Source organism: Oceanobacillus bengalensis, from assembly GCF_003628445.1.
GTDB lineage: Bacteria > Bacillota > Bacilli > Bacillales > Amphibacillaceae > Oceanobacillus > Oceanobacillus bengalensis.
On record NZ_RBZO01000017.1, the window covers coordinates 1 to 16,442 of the forward strand.

At 35.9% G+C, this 16,442-nt stretch carries 14 protein-coding genes; 7 read left to right on the forward strand and 7 right to left on the reverse strand.

Translation table 11 applies throughout. The features are described from left to right. Window positions 1-527 precede the first annotated feature (527 nt). The 6 genes from D8M05_RS11480 to cuyB all read left to right on the forward strand — a co-directional run bounded on the left by D8M05_RS11480 (window position 528) and on the right by cuyB (window position 6,674). Window positions 528-1,181 carry a GNAT family N-acetyltransferase gene (locus tag D8M05_RS11480; RefSeq protein WP_121131903.1) on the forward strand — a complete coding sequence of 218 codons (654 nt, stop codon included), beginning with the start codon at window positions 528-530 and terminating at the stop codon, window positions 1,179-1,181. Continuing rightward, complete coding sequence (locus D8M05_RS11485; RefSeq protein ID WP_121131904.1) at window positions 1,181-1,831, forward strand: acetoin utilization AcuB family protein; 651 nt, start codon at window positions 1,181-1,183, stop codon at window positions 1,829-1,831. The genes D8M05_RS11480 and D8M05_RS11485 overlap by 1 nt, the downstream gene beginning before the upstream one ends. After that, window positions 1,828-2,997, forward strand: a complete 1,170-nt coding sequence (locus D8M05_RS11490) for an acetoin utilization protein AcuC (protein ID WP_121131906.1) — start codon at window positions 1,828-1,830, stop codon at window positions 2,995-2,997. Before D8M05_RS11485 ends, D8M05_RS11490 begins: the two co-directional genes overlap by 4 nt. 209 nt (window positions 2,998-3,206) lie before the next feature. Continuing rightward, on the forward strand, window positions 3,207-4,391 hold the full coding sequence (locus tag D8M05_RS11495) for a carboxylate--amine ligase (RefSeq protein WP_121131908.1): 1,185 nt from the start codon (window positions 3,207-3,209) through the stop codon (window positions 4,389-4,391). Window positions 4,392-4,415: 24 nt separating this feature from the next. Beyond that, window positions 4,416-5,897: a UDP-N-acetylmuramoyl-L-alanyl-D-glutamate--2,6-diaminopimelate ligase gene (locus D8M05_RS11500; protein ID WP_121131910.1), complete on the forward strand. Its 1,482-nt coding sequence runs from the start codon at window positions 4,416-4,418 to the stop codon at window positions 5,895-5,897. Window positions 5,898-5,939: 42 nt separating this feature from the next. Further along, window positions 5,940-6,674, forward strand: coding sequence for a cysteate racemase (gene cuyB, locus D8M05_RS11505; protein WP_121131912.1), 735 nt, complete (start codon window positions 5,940-5,942; stop codon window positions 6,672-6,674). 386 nt (window positions 6,675-7,060) lie between these two features. Here cuyB and motS read toward each other — a convergent pair whose 3' ends face one another. The 4 genes from motS to D8M05_RS11525 form a co-directional block, all read right to left on the reverse strand. Then, window positions 7,061-7,864 carry a flagellar motor protein MotS gene (gene motS, locus D8M05_RS11510; RefSeq protein ID WP_121131914.1) on the reverse strand — a complete coding sequence of 268 codons (804 nt, stop codon included), beginning with the start codon at window positions 7,862-7,864 and terminating at the stop codon, window positions 7,061-7,063. Then, window positions 7,854-8,681, reverse strand: a complete 828-nt coding sequence (motP, locus tag D8M05_RS11515; protein WP_121131915.1) for a flagellar motor protein MotP — start codon at window positions 8,679-8,681, stop codon at window positions 7,854-7,856. Before motP ends, motS begins: the two co-directional genes overlap by 11 nt. A 91-nt stretch (window positions 8,682-8,772) precedes the next feature. After that, window positions 8,773-9,768, reverse strand: a complete 996-nt coding sequence (gene ccpA / locus D8M05_RS11520) for a catabolite control protein A (protein ID WP_121131917.1) — start codon at window positions 9,766-9,768, stop codon at window positions 8,773-8,775. 166 nt (window positions 9,769-9,934) lie between these two features. Next, entirely contained in the window at window positions 9,935-11,008 is a 1,074-nt protein-coding gene (locus D8M05_RS11525) for a bifunctional 3-deoxy-7-phosphoheptulonate synthase/chorismate mutase (protein WP_121131919.1), read from the reverse strand. Window positions 11,009-11,202: 194 nt separating this feature from the next. On the opposite strand from D8M05_RS11525, the gene D8M05_RS11530 reads away from it, so the two are divergent. Beyond that, entirely contained in the window at window positions 11,203-13,335 is a 2,133-nt protein-coding gene (locus D8M05_RS11530; protein ID WP_121131921.1) for a cell division protein FtsA, read from the forward strand. A gap of 649 nt (window positions 13,336-13,984) precedes the next feature. On the opposite strand, the gene D8M05_RS11535 is transcribed toward D8M05_RS11530, so the two are convergent. The 3 genes from D8M05_RS11535 to murC all read right to left on the reverse strand — a co-directional run bounded on the left by D8M05_RS11535 (window position 13,985) and on the right by murC (window position 16,384). Then, window positions 13,985-14,380 carry a YtxH domain-containing protein gene (locus tag D8M05_RS11535; protein WP_121131923.1) on the reverse strand — a complete coding sequence of 132 codons (396 nt, stop codon included), beginning with the start codon at window positions 14,378-14,380 and terminating at the stop codon, window positions 13,985-13,987. 26 nt (window positions 14,381-14,406) lie between these two features. Next, window positions 14,407-14,814, reverse strand: coding sequence for a DUF948 domain-containing protein (locus D8M05_RS11540; RefSeq protein ID WP_121131925.1), 408 nt, complete (start codon window positions 14,812-14,814; stop codon window positions 14,407-14,409). 259 nt (window positions 14,815-15,073) lie between these two features. Continuing rightward, a complete protein-coding gene (gene murC, locus D8M05_RS11545; RefSeq protein WP_121131927.1) occupies window positions 15,074-16,384 on the reverse strand; it encodes a UDP-N-acetylmuramate--L-alanine ligase in 1,311 nt (436 codons plus the stop codon). Window positions 16,385-16,442 lie beyond the last annotated feature (58 nt).

Consider the following 16,442-nt stretch of genomic DNA (forward strand, 5'->3'; position numbering starts at 1 on the left):
TTCCATGTTTATATTTACTTGGATGTACACAATATCACCTCTAGAATATTATGTGATTATTCATCCAAATTGTACATTCTTAAACAATCATTTCTGTACATTCTTAGACTAGCATTTATACCCAGAACGTAATTTTATGTTCGATAGCTTTAATAACATCTAGACACTTTACATAGCGGAGGCAGAATGCGTAGACTCCTGCGGGAATAGCACGTGTCTGAAGACCCCACAGGAAGGGCTCTTCTTCCGAGGAGGGCTGAGGCCGTGCCCTAAGGTCCGCGAAGCATTCTGCCGCAGCGAATTGCAGCACATAACATTAATAAGTGTAAGCGAGCGCTAAACTATACTGAATTAAAGAAATCAACACTTTATACAAAATGTCAATTATAAACAAGCAACAAATTATGCGAAAAGAGCCTTATATTTAGAAATTAGACACCTTAAAATTTCACAAAATACTAAAAATAATTTCCAAATTACTGTATACTTAACTTAGACAGATTTAATGAACTCTAGGTGGTGAACAAATGAAGCACATCAAGACATATTACAAATTGAACCATGAAACAACAAAAGAAGAAATTGTAATCGAAGGTCCAATGCCATCCGCGGAACTTAAGAAATTTCATTTTCATGAACAACTTACAGCATTCAGACCAGCTCCTAAGCAATTCGCTGCACTCATGAGTATTGCAGATTTCCCTGAAGGTAGAATTATCATTGCCAGAACGGCAGATACAATTATTGGATATGTCACCTATTTACATCCCGATCCACTTGAACGTTGGTCAGAATTTAATATGGATGACTTAATTGAACTAGGAGCAATTGAAATTATTCCAGAATACCGCGGGGAGAAAGTTGCTTCCACACTTCTTGAATTGTCCATAATGGATGAATTTATGGAAAACTATATCATTATTTCAACTGAATACTACTGGCATTGGGATTTAGCTGGAACAGGATTAAGCATCTGGAATTATCGTAAGGTCATGGAAAAGATGATGGCAGCTGGTGGCCTGCATCCTTCCCCAACAGACGATCCTGAAATTATTTCACATCCTGCCAACTGCCTAATGGTTCGAATTGGTAAAAATGTACCAGAAGCATCTATAAAACAATTTGATATTTTACGTTTTCTGAGTAGAAACAAAAACCGTTCGATGAGGGAGGGATATTAATGCTTGTTGAAGAAATTATGAAAACGGACGTCATTCGTTTATCACCAGACGAAACGATCGGTCAGGCATTGCATTTATTACAGGAACATCGTATTCGTCATATCCCAATTGTTGATGAAGAAAATCACGTGATTGGTATTGTATCAGACCGTGATGTAAGAGATGCGAGCCCATCTATTTTATCGGAGAAATCCGATAGAACAGCATTTGAAAGAAAGATTAGCACAATCATGAGTCATCCTGTTTTAACCGTTCATCCATTAGACTTTGTGGAAGAAATTGCAAAAGTATTCTATGAAAGAGAGATTGCATGCTTACCAGTAATTAATAACAATAAACTCGTTGGAATTGTTACAGAAAAGGATATGTTATATACCTTCATTCAATTGACTGGCACACATGTTCAAAGTTCATTAATTGAAGTAAAGGTCCCAGACATACCTGGTATCATTCCTGAAGTTACAAAAACATTCGCCAAGCGTAGAGTAAATATCGCATCTATTCTAGTTTATCCTTACAAAAAGGATGCATTATATAAAATTCTCGTATTTCGCGTACAAACAATGAATCCCACACCACTCATTCAAGATTTACGTGCAGCAGGATATCAATTAATGTGGCCAAATAATATTCCGGAGCCAAAAGTATGACGAAAGACGCTGCCTTTATTTATACTGATGCATATTTATCCTACCGTTTTAATGATAAACATCCATTCAATCAACAAAGAGTAATTTTAACGAAGGAGCTATTAGAGCTTTCCGATAGATTATCAGAATCCGACATCATTGTCCCCCGCCGTGCGACAGATGAGGAAATTGCACTTATCCATGACCCTATATATATTGATGCAGTAAAAAAAGCAAGTATTGGCAAGTTGGAAGAAAATGATGGTTATGAGTATGGATTAGGAACTGAAGACACTCCTATTTTCAAGAATATGCATGATGCATCTAGCCTATTGGTTGGTGGAACGTTAACAGCTGTAGAAACAGTTCTTAACGGGAAGGCTAACCATGCTTTAAATCTGGGAGGTGGGCTACATCATGGCTTTAAACGGAAAGCTTCTGGATTCTGTATATATAATGATGGGGCAATTGCAATTGCATATATTCGAAAAAAATATAATCTACGTGTCCTATATGTAGATACAGATGCGCACCACGGAGACGGAGTACAATGGGCATTTTATGATGACCCAAATGTTTGTACATTGTCCATTCATGAGACTGGCAGATACTTATTTCCTGGCACTGGAAATGTTAATGAGCGCGGCATCAAAGATGGACATGGATACTCATTCAACCTGCCGATCGATGCATTCACCCAGGATGAGTCATTTATAGAATTATATGAATCCGCTTTCAAAAAAGTAGCAGAATATTTTAAACCAGACATCATTATTACTCAAAATGGAGCAGATGCACACTTTCTCGACCCTTTAACTCATCTTTGTGGTTCAATGAAAATATATGAAAGTATACCACAAATTGCACATGAAATTGCGCATAAACATTGTAATGGAAGATGGGTTGCCTTAGGTGGTGGTGGTTACGATATGTGGAGAGTTGTCCCAAGAGCATGGGCTCAGATTTGGAATGTTATGAAACATAATAATGTTTTAAGCGGAGAATTACCAATCAAATGGGTAAATAAATGGCAAGGTCAATCTCCCGTTTCCCTACCCAAGAATTGGTATGATCAGAAAGAAAGCCTACCAGACATCCCAAGAAAAGCAGAAATTGAAGAAAAGAATAAAAAAGTATTGGAAAATGCAATGAAATATACGCAAATAAAAGCATTCAAATCTGAATGAAGCGATATTTATATAACTTGAATTCCCTATCTTCTTTTTAGAGATAGGATTTTTTTGTTTACATTCTTTTTTCAATTCTTATTTTTGCTCGGAATTATTAGACATACAATCTAATAAAAGATATAATTAACAGGATATAATTGAACTCTTAATGTACCGATGGAGCTTAATGCACCAATGGTTAGTTCATCCAAGGAGTAGATATAGAATTGAATAATAAAGCGGTCATTTTAGGAAATAACTATTATATAGGTCTAAGTACAATGCGTTGCTTAGGAATTCATGGAATTCATACCGTTGCCATGGACTATTCAGACGAAAATAGATATGGTGCAAAATCAAAATATTGTAATGAGAAACATATTGTTCCTCACTATCAAATGGAAACTGAAAAATTTATAGATGCCTTAATAGACTATGCAAAAAAACAAGAACTCAAACCTGTTTTAATACCATGTCATGACTCTTATTTAGAAGTCATCGATGCTCACTTAGACAAGATAAGAGAATATTATCTTATACCACAAACGAAACAAGGGCTATATACAACTGTTATGGATAAGGGAACTTTGCATCAATTAGCAATTGAAAAAGGAATTAAAGTCCCAGAAACAGTAAATGTACATGATGAGAATTTCCATGACAAGGTTGAAAATGTCATTAAGTTCCCTTGTTTGATTAAACCTGTAGATTCACCGACATTTGTTAAAACATTTAGAAGAAAACTATTTAAGGTCCATTCAATGGAAGAATTAGAAGAAAAGATGGAAATGATAAAAGAATCTGGTCTTGAAGTAATCGTGCAACGAATTATCCCTGGATTTGATGACCATATGTATACGTTTGATGCATATTTAAACCAGGATGCCAAAGTGACACACTGGACAACTTGTAATAAATATCGTCAGTTCCCCGTCAATTTCGGGGCTTCAGTTTATACTGTACAAAAACATGTACCAGAGTTATTTGAATTAGGAAGTAAATTCCTAGAAGAAATTAAGTTTAAAGGATTTGCTGAAATTGAATTTAAAAAGGATGCTGAAACTGGCGAATTTTACTTAATTGAAATCAATGCTCGTATTACTAATTTAAATAGCTTATTATACAAAGTTGGCTTGAATTTCCCATATATTACCTATATGGAATTGACAGGAAAAGCCCTTGAACCAAAGGCTATAACAAGAAATACGAATACTGCATTTTGGTATTTATATGAAGATGCGCTAGCTATTAAAGACTACATTAAAACTGGACAACTTAGCCTGATGTCCATAGTAAAAACACTATTTAGACCTAAAGCCTATGCTATTTGGGATTGGAAAGATCCAAAACCAGGATTAGCATTCACATCTACTATGTTGGACAAAGTTTTTAAAAAAGTTGTTAAACGGTAATTTTATTCGCAAGGAGTCGAAATCATGGAATTAACTACAGTTTTGAAAAACGTACAATTTGAACACTTAAAAGGTAATCTAGATATAAATATTCCCACAATTGCCTATGATTCCAGAGAAATCAGGGAAGGTAGCATGTTTGTTGCAATTACTGGTTTTACGGTTGATGGTCATGTATTTATTGATAAAGCAATCGAAAAAGGAGCAAGTGTAATTGTCTTAGAAAAAGATGTACCTATCCATGATAATAAAGTTACCGTTATAAAGGTAGGAAATCCTAGAAATGCACTAGCGAAAATAGCAGCTAACTTCTATAACCACCCAACGGAAAATTTAAACTTAGTTGGAATCACTGGTACAAATGGAAAGACTTCAACTTCTTATCTTTTAAAGTCTATTTATGAAGAAGCGCAAAAGTCAATTGCCTTAATTGGTACGATTGGTACCGTGATAAACAATAAAGTAATCCAAAATAAAAATACTACCCCAGAATCATTGAATTTGCAGCAATTCTTTACTGAAATGGTAGAAGATAAAATTGAGACTTGTATGATGGAAGTATCTTCCCACGCACTCAATTTAGATAGGGTTGCATATAGCCAATTTAATACAGGGATTTTTACCAATTTGACTCCAGATCATCTTGAGCTACACAAAAATATGGAGGAATATTTTAACGCAAAAGCAAAACTATTTGATATGACGAAGCAATTTAATATTATCAATGCTGATGATTATTATGGACAAAAGTTAATAGACATGTGTAAGAATAAACAGGCTAAGCTTATTACATACGGTATTGATAATCAGGCGGATATATACGCTACGGATATCGAATATTCCTTTGACCGCACTTCATTTGTTGTTAACACTCCTAGTGATAGCTTAAGACTAACGGTAAACCTTCCTGGAGATATTTATGTACTAAACAGTCTCGCAGCGATTGCTTGTGCGTACTATAACGGAATTAGCCTACCTATTATTAAAAAGGGCATAGAAAATGTTAAGCAAATTAGTGGGAGATTTGAAGTAATCTATGAAAAAGATGACTTTCGAGTTGTCGTTGATTTCGCCCATACAGAAGATGCCCTACAAAAGACGTTATCGACCGTCCGCCCATATACAAAGGGTAGAATTATCCTCGTATTCGGCGTATATGCAGATTTAAGTGAGAGTGGAACAGAAAAAAGAAATGGAATGGGACGTGTTGCTGCCGAGTATGCAGATTTCTCTATCGTTACATTAGACAACCCTAAGCACAATAATCCATTCACTGTCATTAACGAAACAAAGCAAGCTATTGAACGAAACAGGGGTAATTACAAAGCAATTCCTGACCGTAAAGAAGCAATAGAGTACGCAGTAAATATGAGTACAGACAAAGACATTATTGTCATAGCTGGCAAAGGACATGAAAGAACGCAAATTATTGGAGATACAGAAGTTCCTTTCAATGAAAAGGATATTGTATTGCATGCAATAGAAAGAAAGTACGTTCAGAGCTAACATCATTATAACTAACCAAAAATACTTCGGGGTGTATGAAATATGACTAGTAAGAAATTAGGAGTCATTGGAGGTATGGGGTCATTGGCAACCATTAATTTTTATGAAAGAGTCATTAAGAATACCGTTGCTGCCAACGACCAAGAACACATAGATATGGTCATCCTAAACCATGCCACAATGCCTGACAGAACAAATGCAATCCTTACAGGGAACGGACAATTATTCCTAAATGCAGTAAAAACAGATATCGAACTATTAGAAATGGCTGGCGCCCAAAATATCGCAATTCCATGTAACACGTCTCATTACTATTATAGGGAAATGCAATCCATGACTGACATAAATATTATTAATATGGTCGAAGATACTGCACGCTTTGTACATGATTATTACGGAGAACAGAGTAAAGTTGGAATTCTAGCGACAGATGGAACAATCTCAACAGGAGTGTATAAAGACGCCTGTACAAATTATCAAGTAGAGGCTTTCCATCCAAATACAGATATTCAAGCGAAAGTAATGGATATTATATACCATATTAAAGCAGATGTAGATTATTCCGCTCTCGAGTTGGAAAAAATCATTCAAGATATGATCAAAATAGAAGGATGTAAATGTGTCATATTAGGCTGCACCGAATTATCCACGATTCGATTAAGTAATGAAATGAAAAAGTATTGTATTGACCCTATGGAAATTTTAGCCGAAAACGCAATAACATTATCTGGTAAAAATGTTAAAAATCCAATTGGTAGTGAGCGGGCATATATTTAAAAGATAGACGTGGTTGATCGGTGTGGAGGCAGTCGACTCCTTGAAAAAGAAAGGTACTTTCTCCCATGAAGATGTCACGTTATTGAAGTATTCCTTGGCCTGCGGGAAAAGCACGTATCCGAAGAGCTTGAAGAAGCGTTAAGGTTCAAAGGCTAAAAACGCCACGTCCTGGGACTGCGATTACTCGTCCCACCGCAAACATTTGTGGCAACGCCTTTGTGACCAACATCCTGTTGGTCCGAGGGCCATGCCCTAAGATGCGCGTACTAATCAACACAGCATTAATTTACATTTTTAGCATTATATAACACAGACAAGCTTTTTTAGAAATGTACCAAAAGAAAAGACGACGTGAAATTATTTTTATCACGTCGTCTTTTCTTTTATCATGTACTAGGTTCATCCAATATAATAATTTCAACTCTTCTATTTTTCGTCATATTTGCCTTAGAATCGTTGGGTGCAATTGGCATTGTTTCACCGTATCCTGCAATCGAGAAACGTGATTGATTGATATCTAGCTCATTAACAAGAAAACGAACAACGACACTAGCTCTTGCACCTGAGAGTTCCCAGTTTGAAGGATACCGGTAACTATTCATTGGGTTAGTATCTGTGTGACCTTCAACTTTAATATCATTTTCAATTCTAGATAAAAGCGTCCCAATCCTTTCTAAGAAAGGAATACCTTCATCAAGGATTTCAGCCTCTCCAGGTTCGAATAGAATACTATCCTGTAATACCAATTCTACTCCACGAGTTGTCCTCGTAGCAGATATAACATCATTCAATTTATTCTCATCTAAAAAAGATTCTACATCATTAATAAGCTGTGTTAGAGAATCTATTTCTGTTTCTTCTGTTTCCTCTACTATATCTCCAGTAGCCTCTTCTTCATCCTTCTCATTACTACCTAAATTTAAAGGATCTTCAAATTCATTAGAAAGTTCGTCTTCCTTCTCATGCTCTGAATTATCTGTTGGATTATCCAATGGTACTGCTGAGGGGAAGAAATCAAATATCATTCGATTTTGAAAAGAGTCAGATACTGCATCAAATTTCTCTTGGCTAATCTGTGACATGGAGAAAAGTAATATGAAGAAAACTAATATAAGTGTAACCATATCCGAATACGTAACCATCCATTTAGGTGCACCGCCATTAGTTGATTTCCTTCTTCTAAGCTTCATTGACACTTTCCCCTACGAATGCATCATTTGTTTCTTCCTCTTGAAGTTTTACTTTATGTTCATTAGATAAAAATGCACTTAGTTTTTCTTCTAAAATTCGAGGGTTTTGACCAGCTTGTACACCGATAATCCCTTCGATAATAATTTGTTTCGTGAAAACTTCTTCTTCTGTCTTTGATTCCAATTTACTTGCCATCGGTAAAAATACTAGATTAGCAAGAACAGTCCCATAAAGTGTTGTAAGAAGTGCCACTGCCATACTAGGTCCAAGTGTAGCCGGATCAGAGAGTTGATTTAACATAAGAACTAGTCCAATTAAGGTACCTATCATTCCCCAGGATGGCGCATACTCTCCAGCCTTCTCAAAAAGGGTTCTTCCTTTATAGTGTCTATCTTCCATAGCTGTGATTTCTGCTTCCATTATGTCCTTTATAACTTCTGGCTCAATACCGTCTACAACAAGAAGAACGCCTTTCTTTATGAAAGGATCTTCAATATCTTCTAACTCATTTTCTAATGCAAGAATACCTTCTCTTCGCGCACGTTCAGCAAGCCTGACAAAAAGCTTGATAAGTTCTGGTAACTGCATATCCTTTTGATATAAAGCCTCTTTTATAATCTTTCCAGTTAATTTAATCTGCTCTAATTTAAATGTAATTAACATGGATGCTATTAATCCACCAATTACAATGAAAATCCCTGCTATATCTATAAACGATGTAGCACCAGCAATTCCCCCACTAGTAATAATTGCTATGATAATCATTATAAAACCTAACGTAATGCCGATAGGAGTAAGTAAATCACGTTTTTTCATAAGCTCAGATCTCCCCATACTCATAAGATGATATTAATAGTGGTTTACTATATTAAACGCACTTTCTTTATATCTTATATCGGCATTATTATTATAAAGTTGAATCTCTTATTTCAATTCGATGAGGTAATACAACATTTTTTTCTGCTACTTCTTCCTTATTCATGTATTTAGTAAGTAGGCGCATGGCAACAGCACCGATATCATACATTGGTTGAACAACAGTAGATAAAGTTGGACGAATCATTGTAGCTAGTCTCGTATTATTAAATCCGAATACTTGGAAATCCTCTGGGACTTTGTAGCCCATATCCTGTGCCCCGTGGATGACACCTAAAGCCATTTCATCTGAGACAACGAAGATTGAAGACGGCTTTTCTTGTAGCTCAATAATCTGCTTTACTGCTTCAATCCCTGAATCATAGGAATAATCGCCTTCCACAACTAAGCTCTCATTAAATGAAATATTTGCTTCTTCTAACGCACGCTTATACCCATTAAATTTATAGCGGTTAATACTTGTTTCCTCACTGCCTGTAACAAAAGCCGGTTGATTGGGCTCTTTTTCTATTAAATGTTTTGTCGCTTCATATGCTGCTTCTTCATAATCAATATTAACAGAAGCCATTTCTTTCGTATCATCGTACGTTGCAGCTAATACAACAGGTACATTTGCAGTTTTAAACTGGTTGATATGATCCTCTGTAATGGTCCCACCCATGAAAAGTATTCCATCTACTTGTTTTTCTAACATCGTGTTGATCAACGTTAATTCTTTATCCTTATTTTGATCGGAATTACTTAAAATAACATTGTATTTATACATGGTTGCAATATCTTCAATCCCACGTGCTAATTCTGAGAAGAAAATACTTGAAATATCTGGGATTATTGCCCCTACAGTTGTTGTTTTTTTACTTGCAAGACCTCTTGCTACAGCATTCGGACGATAACCTAATTGTTCTATCGTTGCTAATACTTTCTTTCTAGTTGTTGGTTTTACATTTGGATTTCCATTTACGACACGAGAAACAGTAGCCATTGATACATTTGCTTCTCTTGCCACATCATATATTGTTACAGTCACTTAATTTCCTCCTAAAAACAATCATTAATCGACTTCTAATATATATATCATACTCCACCATGAAAAAAATTACAAAAATTATTGTATATAAATTGTATAGCCTCTAATATTTTTATTCAAAAGAAAAGGCTAATGCATCCTAAGATGATTAGCCTTGTTTCCTATTTTACTTTAATCGGCGTTCCAAGCTTGATAACTCTTCAAAAAATGCATCAAAAGTTGGAATATCCATTTGTTGTGCAGAATCAGAAAGTGCTACAGCTGGATCTGGGTGCACTTCAGCCATAATTCCATCTGCTCCAATAGCAAGAGCTGCCTTCGCTGTAGGAAGTAACAAATCACGTCTACCTGTGGAATGCGTAACATCAACCATTACTGGCAAATGTGTTTCCTGCTTTAAGATAGGAACTGCTGAGATATCTAGTGTATTTCTTGTTGCTGTTTCATACGTTCTAATACCACGTTCACATAAAATAATATTGCCATTTCCACGGGATAGAATATATTCAGCAGCATTAATAAATTCAGAAATTGTTGCTGATAGTCCGCGTTTTAATAGCACTGGTTTATTTACATCACCTGCAGCCTTTAATAATTCAAAGTTTTGCATATTTCTTGCACCAATCTGAATAACATCGAGATAATCAGCGGCAAGTTCCAAATCTTTTGGTGTAACAATCTCACTAATAACCGCTAAATCATACTCGTCCGCTACACGTTTAAGAATTTGTAAGCCTTCTACTCCTAGACCTTGGAAATCATATGGTGAGGTTCTAGGTTTAAATGCTCCACCACGTAAGAGTTTTAGACCTTTACTCTTGACTGTCTCAGCTACTGCAGCTGTCTGCTCATAACTTTCAACAGCACATGGTCCAAATACATGATTGATATTTCCATCACCAATTTTTACGCCTTTAATATCAATTACCGTATTTTCTGGTTTTTTCTTCCGTGAAACAAGTAGCGCTTTTCGATGATCATCTTCCTGTAGTTCAAGTCCCGCCTTAAAAATTTCTTTAAAGATATGATCTATTGTAGAATTTTCAAATGGGCCTTCATTTCTTGAAGTAATTAAATCTAGCATTTCTCGTTCTCTCACTGGGTCAAATTTCTTCATACTTTGCTTATTCTTCACTTGACCAATTTGCTGCACTAGCTCAGCACGTCGATTAATTGATTCTAAAATTTCTAGATTGACATCGTCCAATTGCTTTCTTAATTGTTCAAGTTGATTACTCATCCATATGCGCCCCCTGAGAATTGTGTTTTTATAATTTTTAATAATTAGTGACAATTATAGCTAAATTTCTTTCATTTGTCACCATTAAGTTTATAATATAATAGGTAAGTTTTTCAAAATCCCATGTAAGAGGATGTTCAAAAAGCTGTATTCCATCTTTGTTCCTGAACATGCACCTGAAAGGAGTTTTATCAATGGGAAATCGCATATTTGCTTTAGATATCGGAACTCGTACGGTTACGGGAATCATATTAGAAAAAAACGATGATAAATATAAGATCAATGATTTTTATACTATCGAACATAAAGAAAGATCCATGCTAGATGGTCAGATACATAATGTCGAAAAAGTAGCTGAAGTAATTCTAGAGGTAAAAAAAGAATTGGAGAAACGGACCAATACGCAGCTAAAAAGTGTATGTGTTGCAGCAGCTGGAAGGGCACTCGAGACAATAGAAGCAAAAGCAAATCTACCTTTGAACCAACAACCAATTAACAACCTGGAGACGATTAAGCATTTAGAGCTTAGTGCTGTACAAGCTGCGCAATTGAAATTAACACAACAGGAAACTAATACTCCGAACCATACTAATTATTATTGTGTAGGTTATTCTGTTATCCATTACCAACTAGACCATGAACAAATCGGTTCACTCCTTGATCAACGTGGTGATGAAGCATCTGTCCAAGTAATTGCCACCTTTCTCCCTAAAGTAGTTGTTGAATCACTTCTAGCAGCACTAACAAGAGCTGATTTGGAAATGGAAGCTTTAACACTTGAACCAATAGCAGCAATCCAAGTATTAATACCTGAATCTATGCGGAGGCTCAATGTGGCCCTCGTGGATATAGGTGCAGGAACGAGTGATATTGCAATAACAGATAAAGGTACGGTAGTTGCTTATGGCATGGTTCCTGTAGCAGGAGATGAAATAACGGAATCGTTAAGCGATGAGTACTTACTCGACTTTCCAGTTGCAGAAAAATTGAAGCGAGAAATTGTAAATAATGGTGAAGCAACTTTTAACGATATCTTAGGATTTGAAACAGAAATCACCTATGAAAAATTAGTAGAGGATATGAACGTTCCGATTACACAACTAGCTACAGAAATCTCTAAAGAAATTATGAAATTAAATGGCAAGATACCACGTGCTGTTATGTTAATAGGTGGTGGAAGTTTGACACCAGAATTAACTTCGATACTTGCCGAAACACTTGATTTGCCTGCAAATAGAGTTGCTGTACGAGGTTTAGATGCGATTCAAAATCTTCATCAAGAAGAAAATATACCTAAAGGTCCTGAATTTGTAACACCAATAGGAATAGCAATTGCAGCAAAACAAAACCCTATCCATTACATTTCGGTAAACGTGAACAATCAAGTCATACGATTATTTGAAATGAAACAATTAACGGTTGGCGATTGCCTCATTCAAGTTGGTATTGAAATTAAAAAGAGCTACGGGAAACCTGGTATTGCCTCCATAATAACAGTAAACGGTCAGCAGACAACATTACCAGGAGAACTCGGGAAGGCTCCAAACATCCTATTAAACGGGAACAAAGTTACAGTAGAAACTCCTATCGCTAATGGGGATGAGCTTCTCATAGAAAAAGGCGAAGATGGCAAGCCCCTACCGATAACACTTCACGAGTTGATTGGTGAAGTACCATCTACAATTGTCTATTTAAATGATCATTCCTATACATTACAAATGAAAGTGTATGTAAATGATGTTCTTAAAGATAAAAATTACATCATTCAAGATAATGATAATATTATCTTCAAGCAACCAAGAACTATTAGCGACTTTCTAACAGATGTATATCCAATAAATCAGAATGAATCATTCATCATATGGGTAAACAATAGGAAACTACATCTAAATGCTTTTGAAACACAATTACTTGTTAATGATAAGGATGTATCATGGGACTATTCGCTTAAACAAAATGATCGCATTACATTAACAACGGCAAAGTCCCCAATAATAGAAGATGTTCTTAATCAACTGGGTTTGTCCTATATGCAAACGGCATCCGTTACATTTAATGGAACATTAATTGAAATACAAAAAAACATACTTTCAATAACGAACGAAGGAGTTAAGTTAGATATAGAGAGTAAGGTTACACCGAATGATAAAATTGAGATTCACGAACAAGAGGTAGAACCATTTATATTTCAAGATATATTTCGTTATGTAGATATTGACCTAACTACCGTGTCAGGCGCCTTTCAAATCTATAATAATGATGAGCCCTCTTCTTTTGATGCTTTAATTAATCATGGTGACAAATTAGAAATCCGCTGGAGCGAGTAATTGATCCCTAATAGATGACTGTTTTCTTAAAGATTACTGACTGTTATCAACTATTGATAATTTAATTTGTAGTTTGTATAGATTGTTGATTTCTTTCATTCAGTATTGTGCGAAACACGTCGTTCCGGAAACACACTTCGCTTTCCACGGGCGGCTGGTGAGCCTTCTTCTTGCTAACGCACTACGTAGTCTCACCTAGGCCTTTCCTCCCGTAGGAGTCTTCGTGTGTTTCCTCCACTGAGTTTAAGTTACTAACCATTATCTCCTACAATACGGAAAGTCAAAAAGCATTGTACTACCTTACTAGGCCGGGTGAGTGGAGGGCGGTGACTCCTCGAAAATAAAGAGCCATTTTCTTCGTGCGATGTAACGCTGACGAAGCTTTCCTTGTCCTGCGGGAATAGCACGTGGCCGAAGACCCCGCAGCGGCGTTTTTTCCGCGAGGAGGCTCGGGCCGTGCCCGTGGAAAGCGAAGTATTCTGCCGGAGCGAAAGACAGCGCATAACATTAATAAGTGAAAGCGAGAGCTACAAAATTCTGAATTAAGCTAGTTCGAAGTTTATATCAGTTGCTTATCATTATAATAAACGCAACAAATGCGAGGAGAGCCTAAAAAAACTACAGTCCCAAATTAGGAACTGTAGTTTTTTTATACTTTTGGTGTTTCTTCGATTTTTGCAACATCAGCAGTTTCTTCAGGAGCCGTTTGCTCACTGTTTTGTTTTAGTTTGTCAGACACTGTTTTAGTAATATCTTTCGTCTTTTTAGATACTTCCTTACTCAACTGTGACGTGGTGTCCATTGCTCTCTTCTTTATTTCAGCTGTTGTTGTAAAGGCTTTATCTTTCCAATCCGAGCCTTTTTCTTGTGCAACCTCAGCCCACTCCCCTGCACGATCTTTAACCTGCGAAGCACTTTGGTTAATGTCGGTTCTTAACTCTTTACCTGATTTTGGCGCAAAAATCAATGCAACAGATGCCCCTACAATTGACCCTACTAATGTACCGATGACAAAATCCTTTGTATTAATATGATTATCACTCATGTTACTCCTCCTTCAGAAATTGTAATTTATTTTTTCTTTCTATTACTCATATATTCAACAATTGATGCTCCCCATTTAACAGCTTGTGCAGTTTTTTCTTGGTCTTCTTTGGACGCACGTGAAATTGTGTTGGAGATTTCTTTTACAGATGAACTAAAGTCTTTTAATGAATCACCTATTCCTTTTGCACCCTCGAATAGTGTGTCAAGTTTAGCTGTTTTCTCATTCATATCATCTGCTAATGTATTTGTTTTATTTAACAGGCTCGTTGTTTCCGTTGTTACTCCTTCGACCTGTTTTTCAAGACTTTGCAATGTTTCTGATACATCTGTTAACGTTTGTTTCGTTGCCTTCAAAGTGATAACAACATAAATCACCAATATAACAAAAGCAACTGCAGCGATTAATGCTGAAATGTACAGTATGATTTCCATTTAATAATCGACTCCTCATATAATATGTAATGTAGGAACACCCAATATAGCATGTCCTTATTTATTCCCTAATTCTAACAACTTAAAACAGCCTATGTATTTATGTTATAAGACCAATTTGATGCAATCCCACTTTATTAGTATATATCTTTACAATAACAATTTCGACAAATACCTCTGAAAATCCTTTGAAAAAAGTAAATTCCTTCAACTAAATGAAAATGAAAAGAGCCTGAAACATATCAGACTCTTTTCATTTTTATTGGATCGTATTGTTACTTCGTGTATCTTCATAGGCTTTTTGGAATTTCTGTATATCACCAGCACCCATAAAAATCAATACGCTATCCGTATATTCCCCTAAACCTTCCGTATGCTCTAATTCAAGAATCTCACTGTTGTCTACTAATTTCTGTAAATCATGAATCGTAAGTTTTCCTGCTTCTTCTCTAGCAGAACCGAATATATCACATAAATAAACATAATCTGCACCATTTAAACTATCAGCAAATTCTTGTAAAAAGGTTTTCGTACGAGTAAATGTATGCGGCTGAAAAATTGCAATTACTTGTTTACCTGGATATTTCTTTCTAGCTGATTCAATCGTTGCATTAATCTCTTTAGGATGATGTGCATAATCATCAATTAATATTTGACTTCCTACTTTCTTTTCTGAGAATCTACGTTTTACACCTGAGAAAGTGGAAATGTGTTTAATATCCTTCGCCTTTACGTTTTCATAATGACAAATAGCAATAACAGCTAATGCATTTAAAACCGTATGATTTCCAAACATAGGAATGGTAAACGTATCGTAATACGTATTCCGGACAAAAACATCGAATGTTGTCCCCTCTTCTGATTCCCTCACGTTTTGTGCTTGAAAATCATTTGTATCAGCAAAACCATAGTAAACAACTGGGACTTTAGCTTGTATTTGCTGTAGTTGTTCATCATCACCACAGGCAATAATCCCCTTCTTCACCTGATCTGCCATCGATTGAAATGCATGAAAGACATCATCAATACTTGTAAAGTAATCTGGGTGATCAAAATCAATATTCGTCATAATCGCATAGTCTGGCTGATAGCTAAGGAAATGCCTTCTATATTCGCATGCTTCAAATACAAAGTATTCACTATCAACGTGACCTTTTCCAGTTCCATCTCCTATTAAAAACGAAATCGGAAACGTCTCACTTAGCGTATGCGAAAGTAAGCCAGTCGTTGAGGTCTTCCCATGTGCTCCTGTGACAGCAATACTCGTAAATTGTTTAAGCCATTCACCTAAGAAATCATGGTAACGATAAAACGTGCAACCCAATCTTTTGGCTTCCTCAATTTCGATATGGTCATCAGGAAAGGCATTCCCTGCAATAATCGTATATTCCGCTTTTATATTGTCTTTTGAGAATGGTAGGATTAAGATGTCTTTTTGTTCTAGTGCCTCTTGCGTAAAAAAGCGTTTATCAACATCAGATCCTTGCACCGTTTCTCCAGAATCATCAAGGATTTGTGCAAGAGCACTCATCCCGGTTCCCTTAATACCAATAAAATGGTAAGTTGTCATAAAACGAACCTCCAACATGTTCATAGAAAGAATTTCATTTATCCATAAAGTAAATAAT

What these genes read in the sequence shown, in the direction of transcription:
- motS (WP_121131914.1), bottom strand. Translation starts at nt 7,864, where the DNA reads ATGAAGCTTAGAAGAAGGAAATCAACTAATGGCGGTGCACCTAAATGG.
- D8M05_RS11525 (WP_121131919.1), bottom strand. Translation starts at nt 11,008, where the DNA reads ATGAGTAATCAACTTGAACAATTAAGAAAGCAATTGGACGATGTCAAT.
- D8M05_RS11535 (WP_121131923.1), bottom strand. Translation starts at nt 14,380, where the DNA reads ATGAGTGATAATCATATTAATACAAAGGATTTTGTCATCGGTACATTA.
- motP (WP_121131915.1), bottom strand. Translation starts at nt 8,681, where the DNA reads ATGAAAAAACGTGATTTACTTACTCCTATCGGCATTACGTTAGGTTTT.
- D8M05_RS11500 (WP_121131910.1), top strand. Translation starts at nt 4,416, where the DNA reads ATGGAATTAACTACAGTTTTGAAAAACGTACAATTTGAACACTTAAAA.
- D8M05_RS11480 (WP_121131903.1), top strand. Translation starts at nt 528, where the DNA reads ATGAAGCACATCAAGACATATTACAAATTGAACCATGAAACAACAAAA.
- D8M05_RS11490 (WP_121131906.1), top strand. Translation starts at nt 1,828, where the DNA reads ATGACGAAAGACGCTGCCTTTATTTATACTGATGCATATTTATCCTAC.
- D8M05_RS11540 (WP_121131925.1), bottom strand. Translation starts at nt 14,814, where the DNA reads ATGGAAATCATACTGTACATTTCAGCATTAATCGCTGCAGTTGCTTTT.
- murC (WP_121131927.1), bottom strand. Translation starts at nt 16,384, where the DNA reads ATGACAACTTACCATTTTATTGGTATTAAGGGAACCGGGATGAGTGCT.
- cuyB (WP_121131912.1), top strand. Translation starts at nt 5,940, where the DNA reads ATGACTAGTAAGAAATTAGGAGTCATTGGAGGTATGGGGTCATTGGCA.
- D8M05_RS11485 (WP_121131904.1), top strand. Translation starts at nt 1,181, where the DNA reads ATGCTTGTTGAAGAAATTATGAAAACGGACGTCATTCGTTTATCACCA.
- D8M05_RS11530 (WP_121131921.1), top strand. Translation starts at nt 11,203, where the DNA reads ATGGGAAATCGCATATTTGCTTTAGATATCGGAACTCGTACGGTTACG.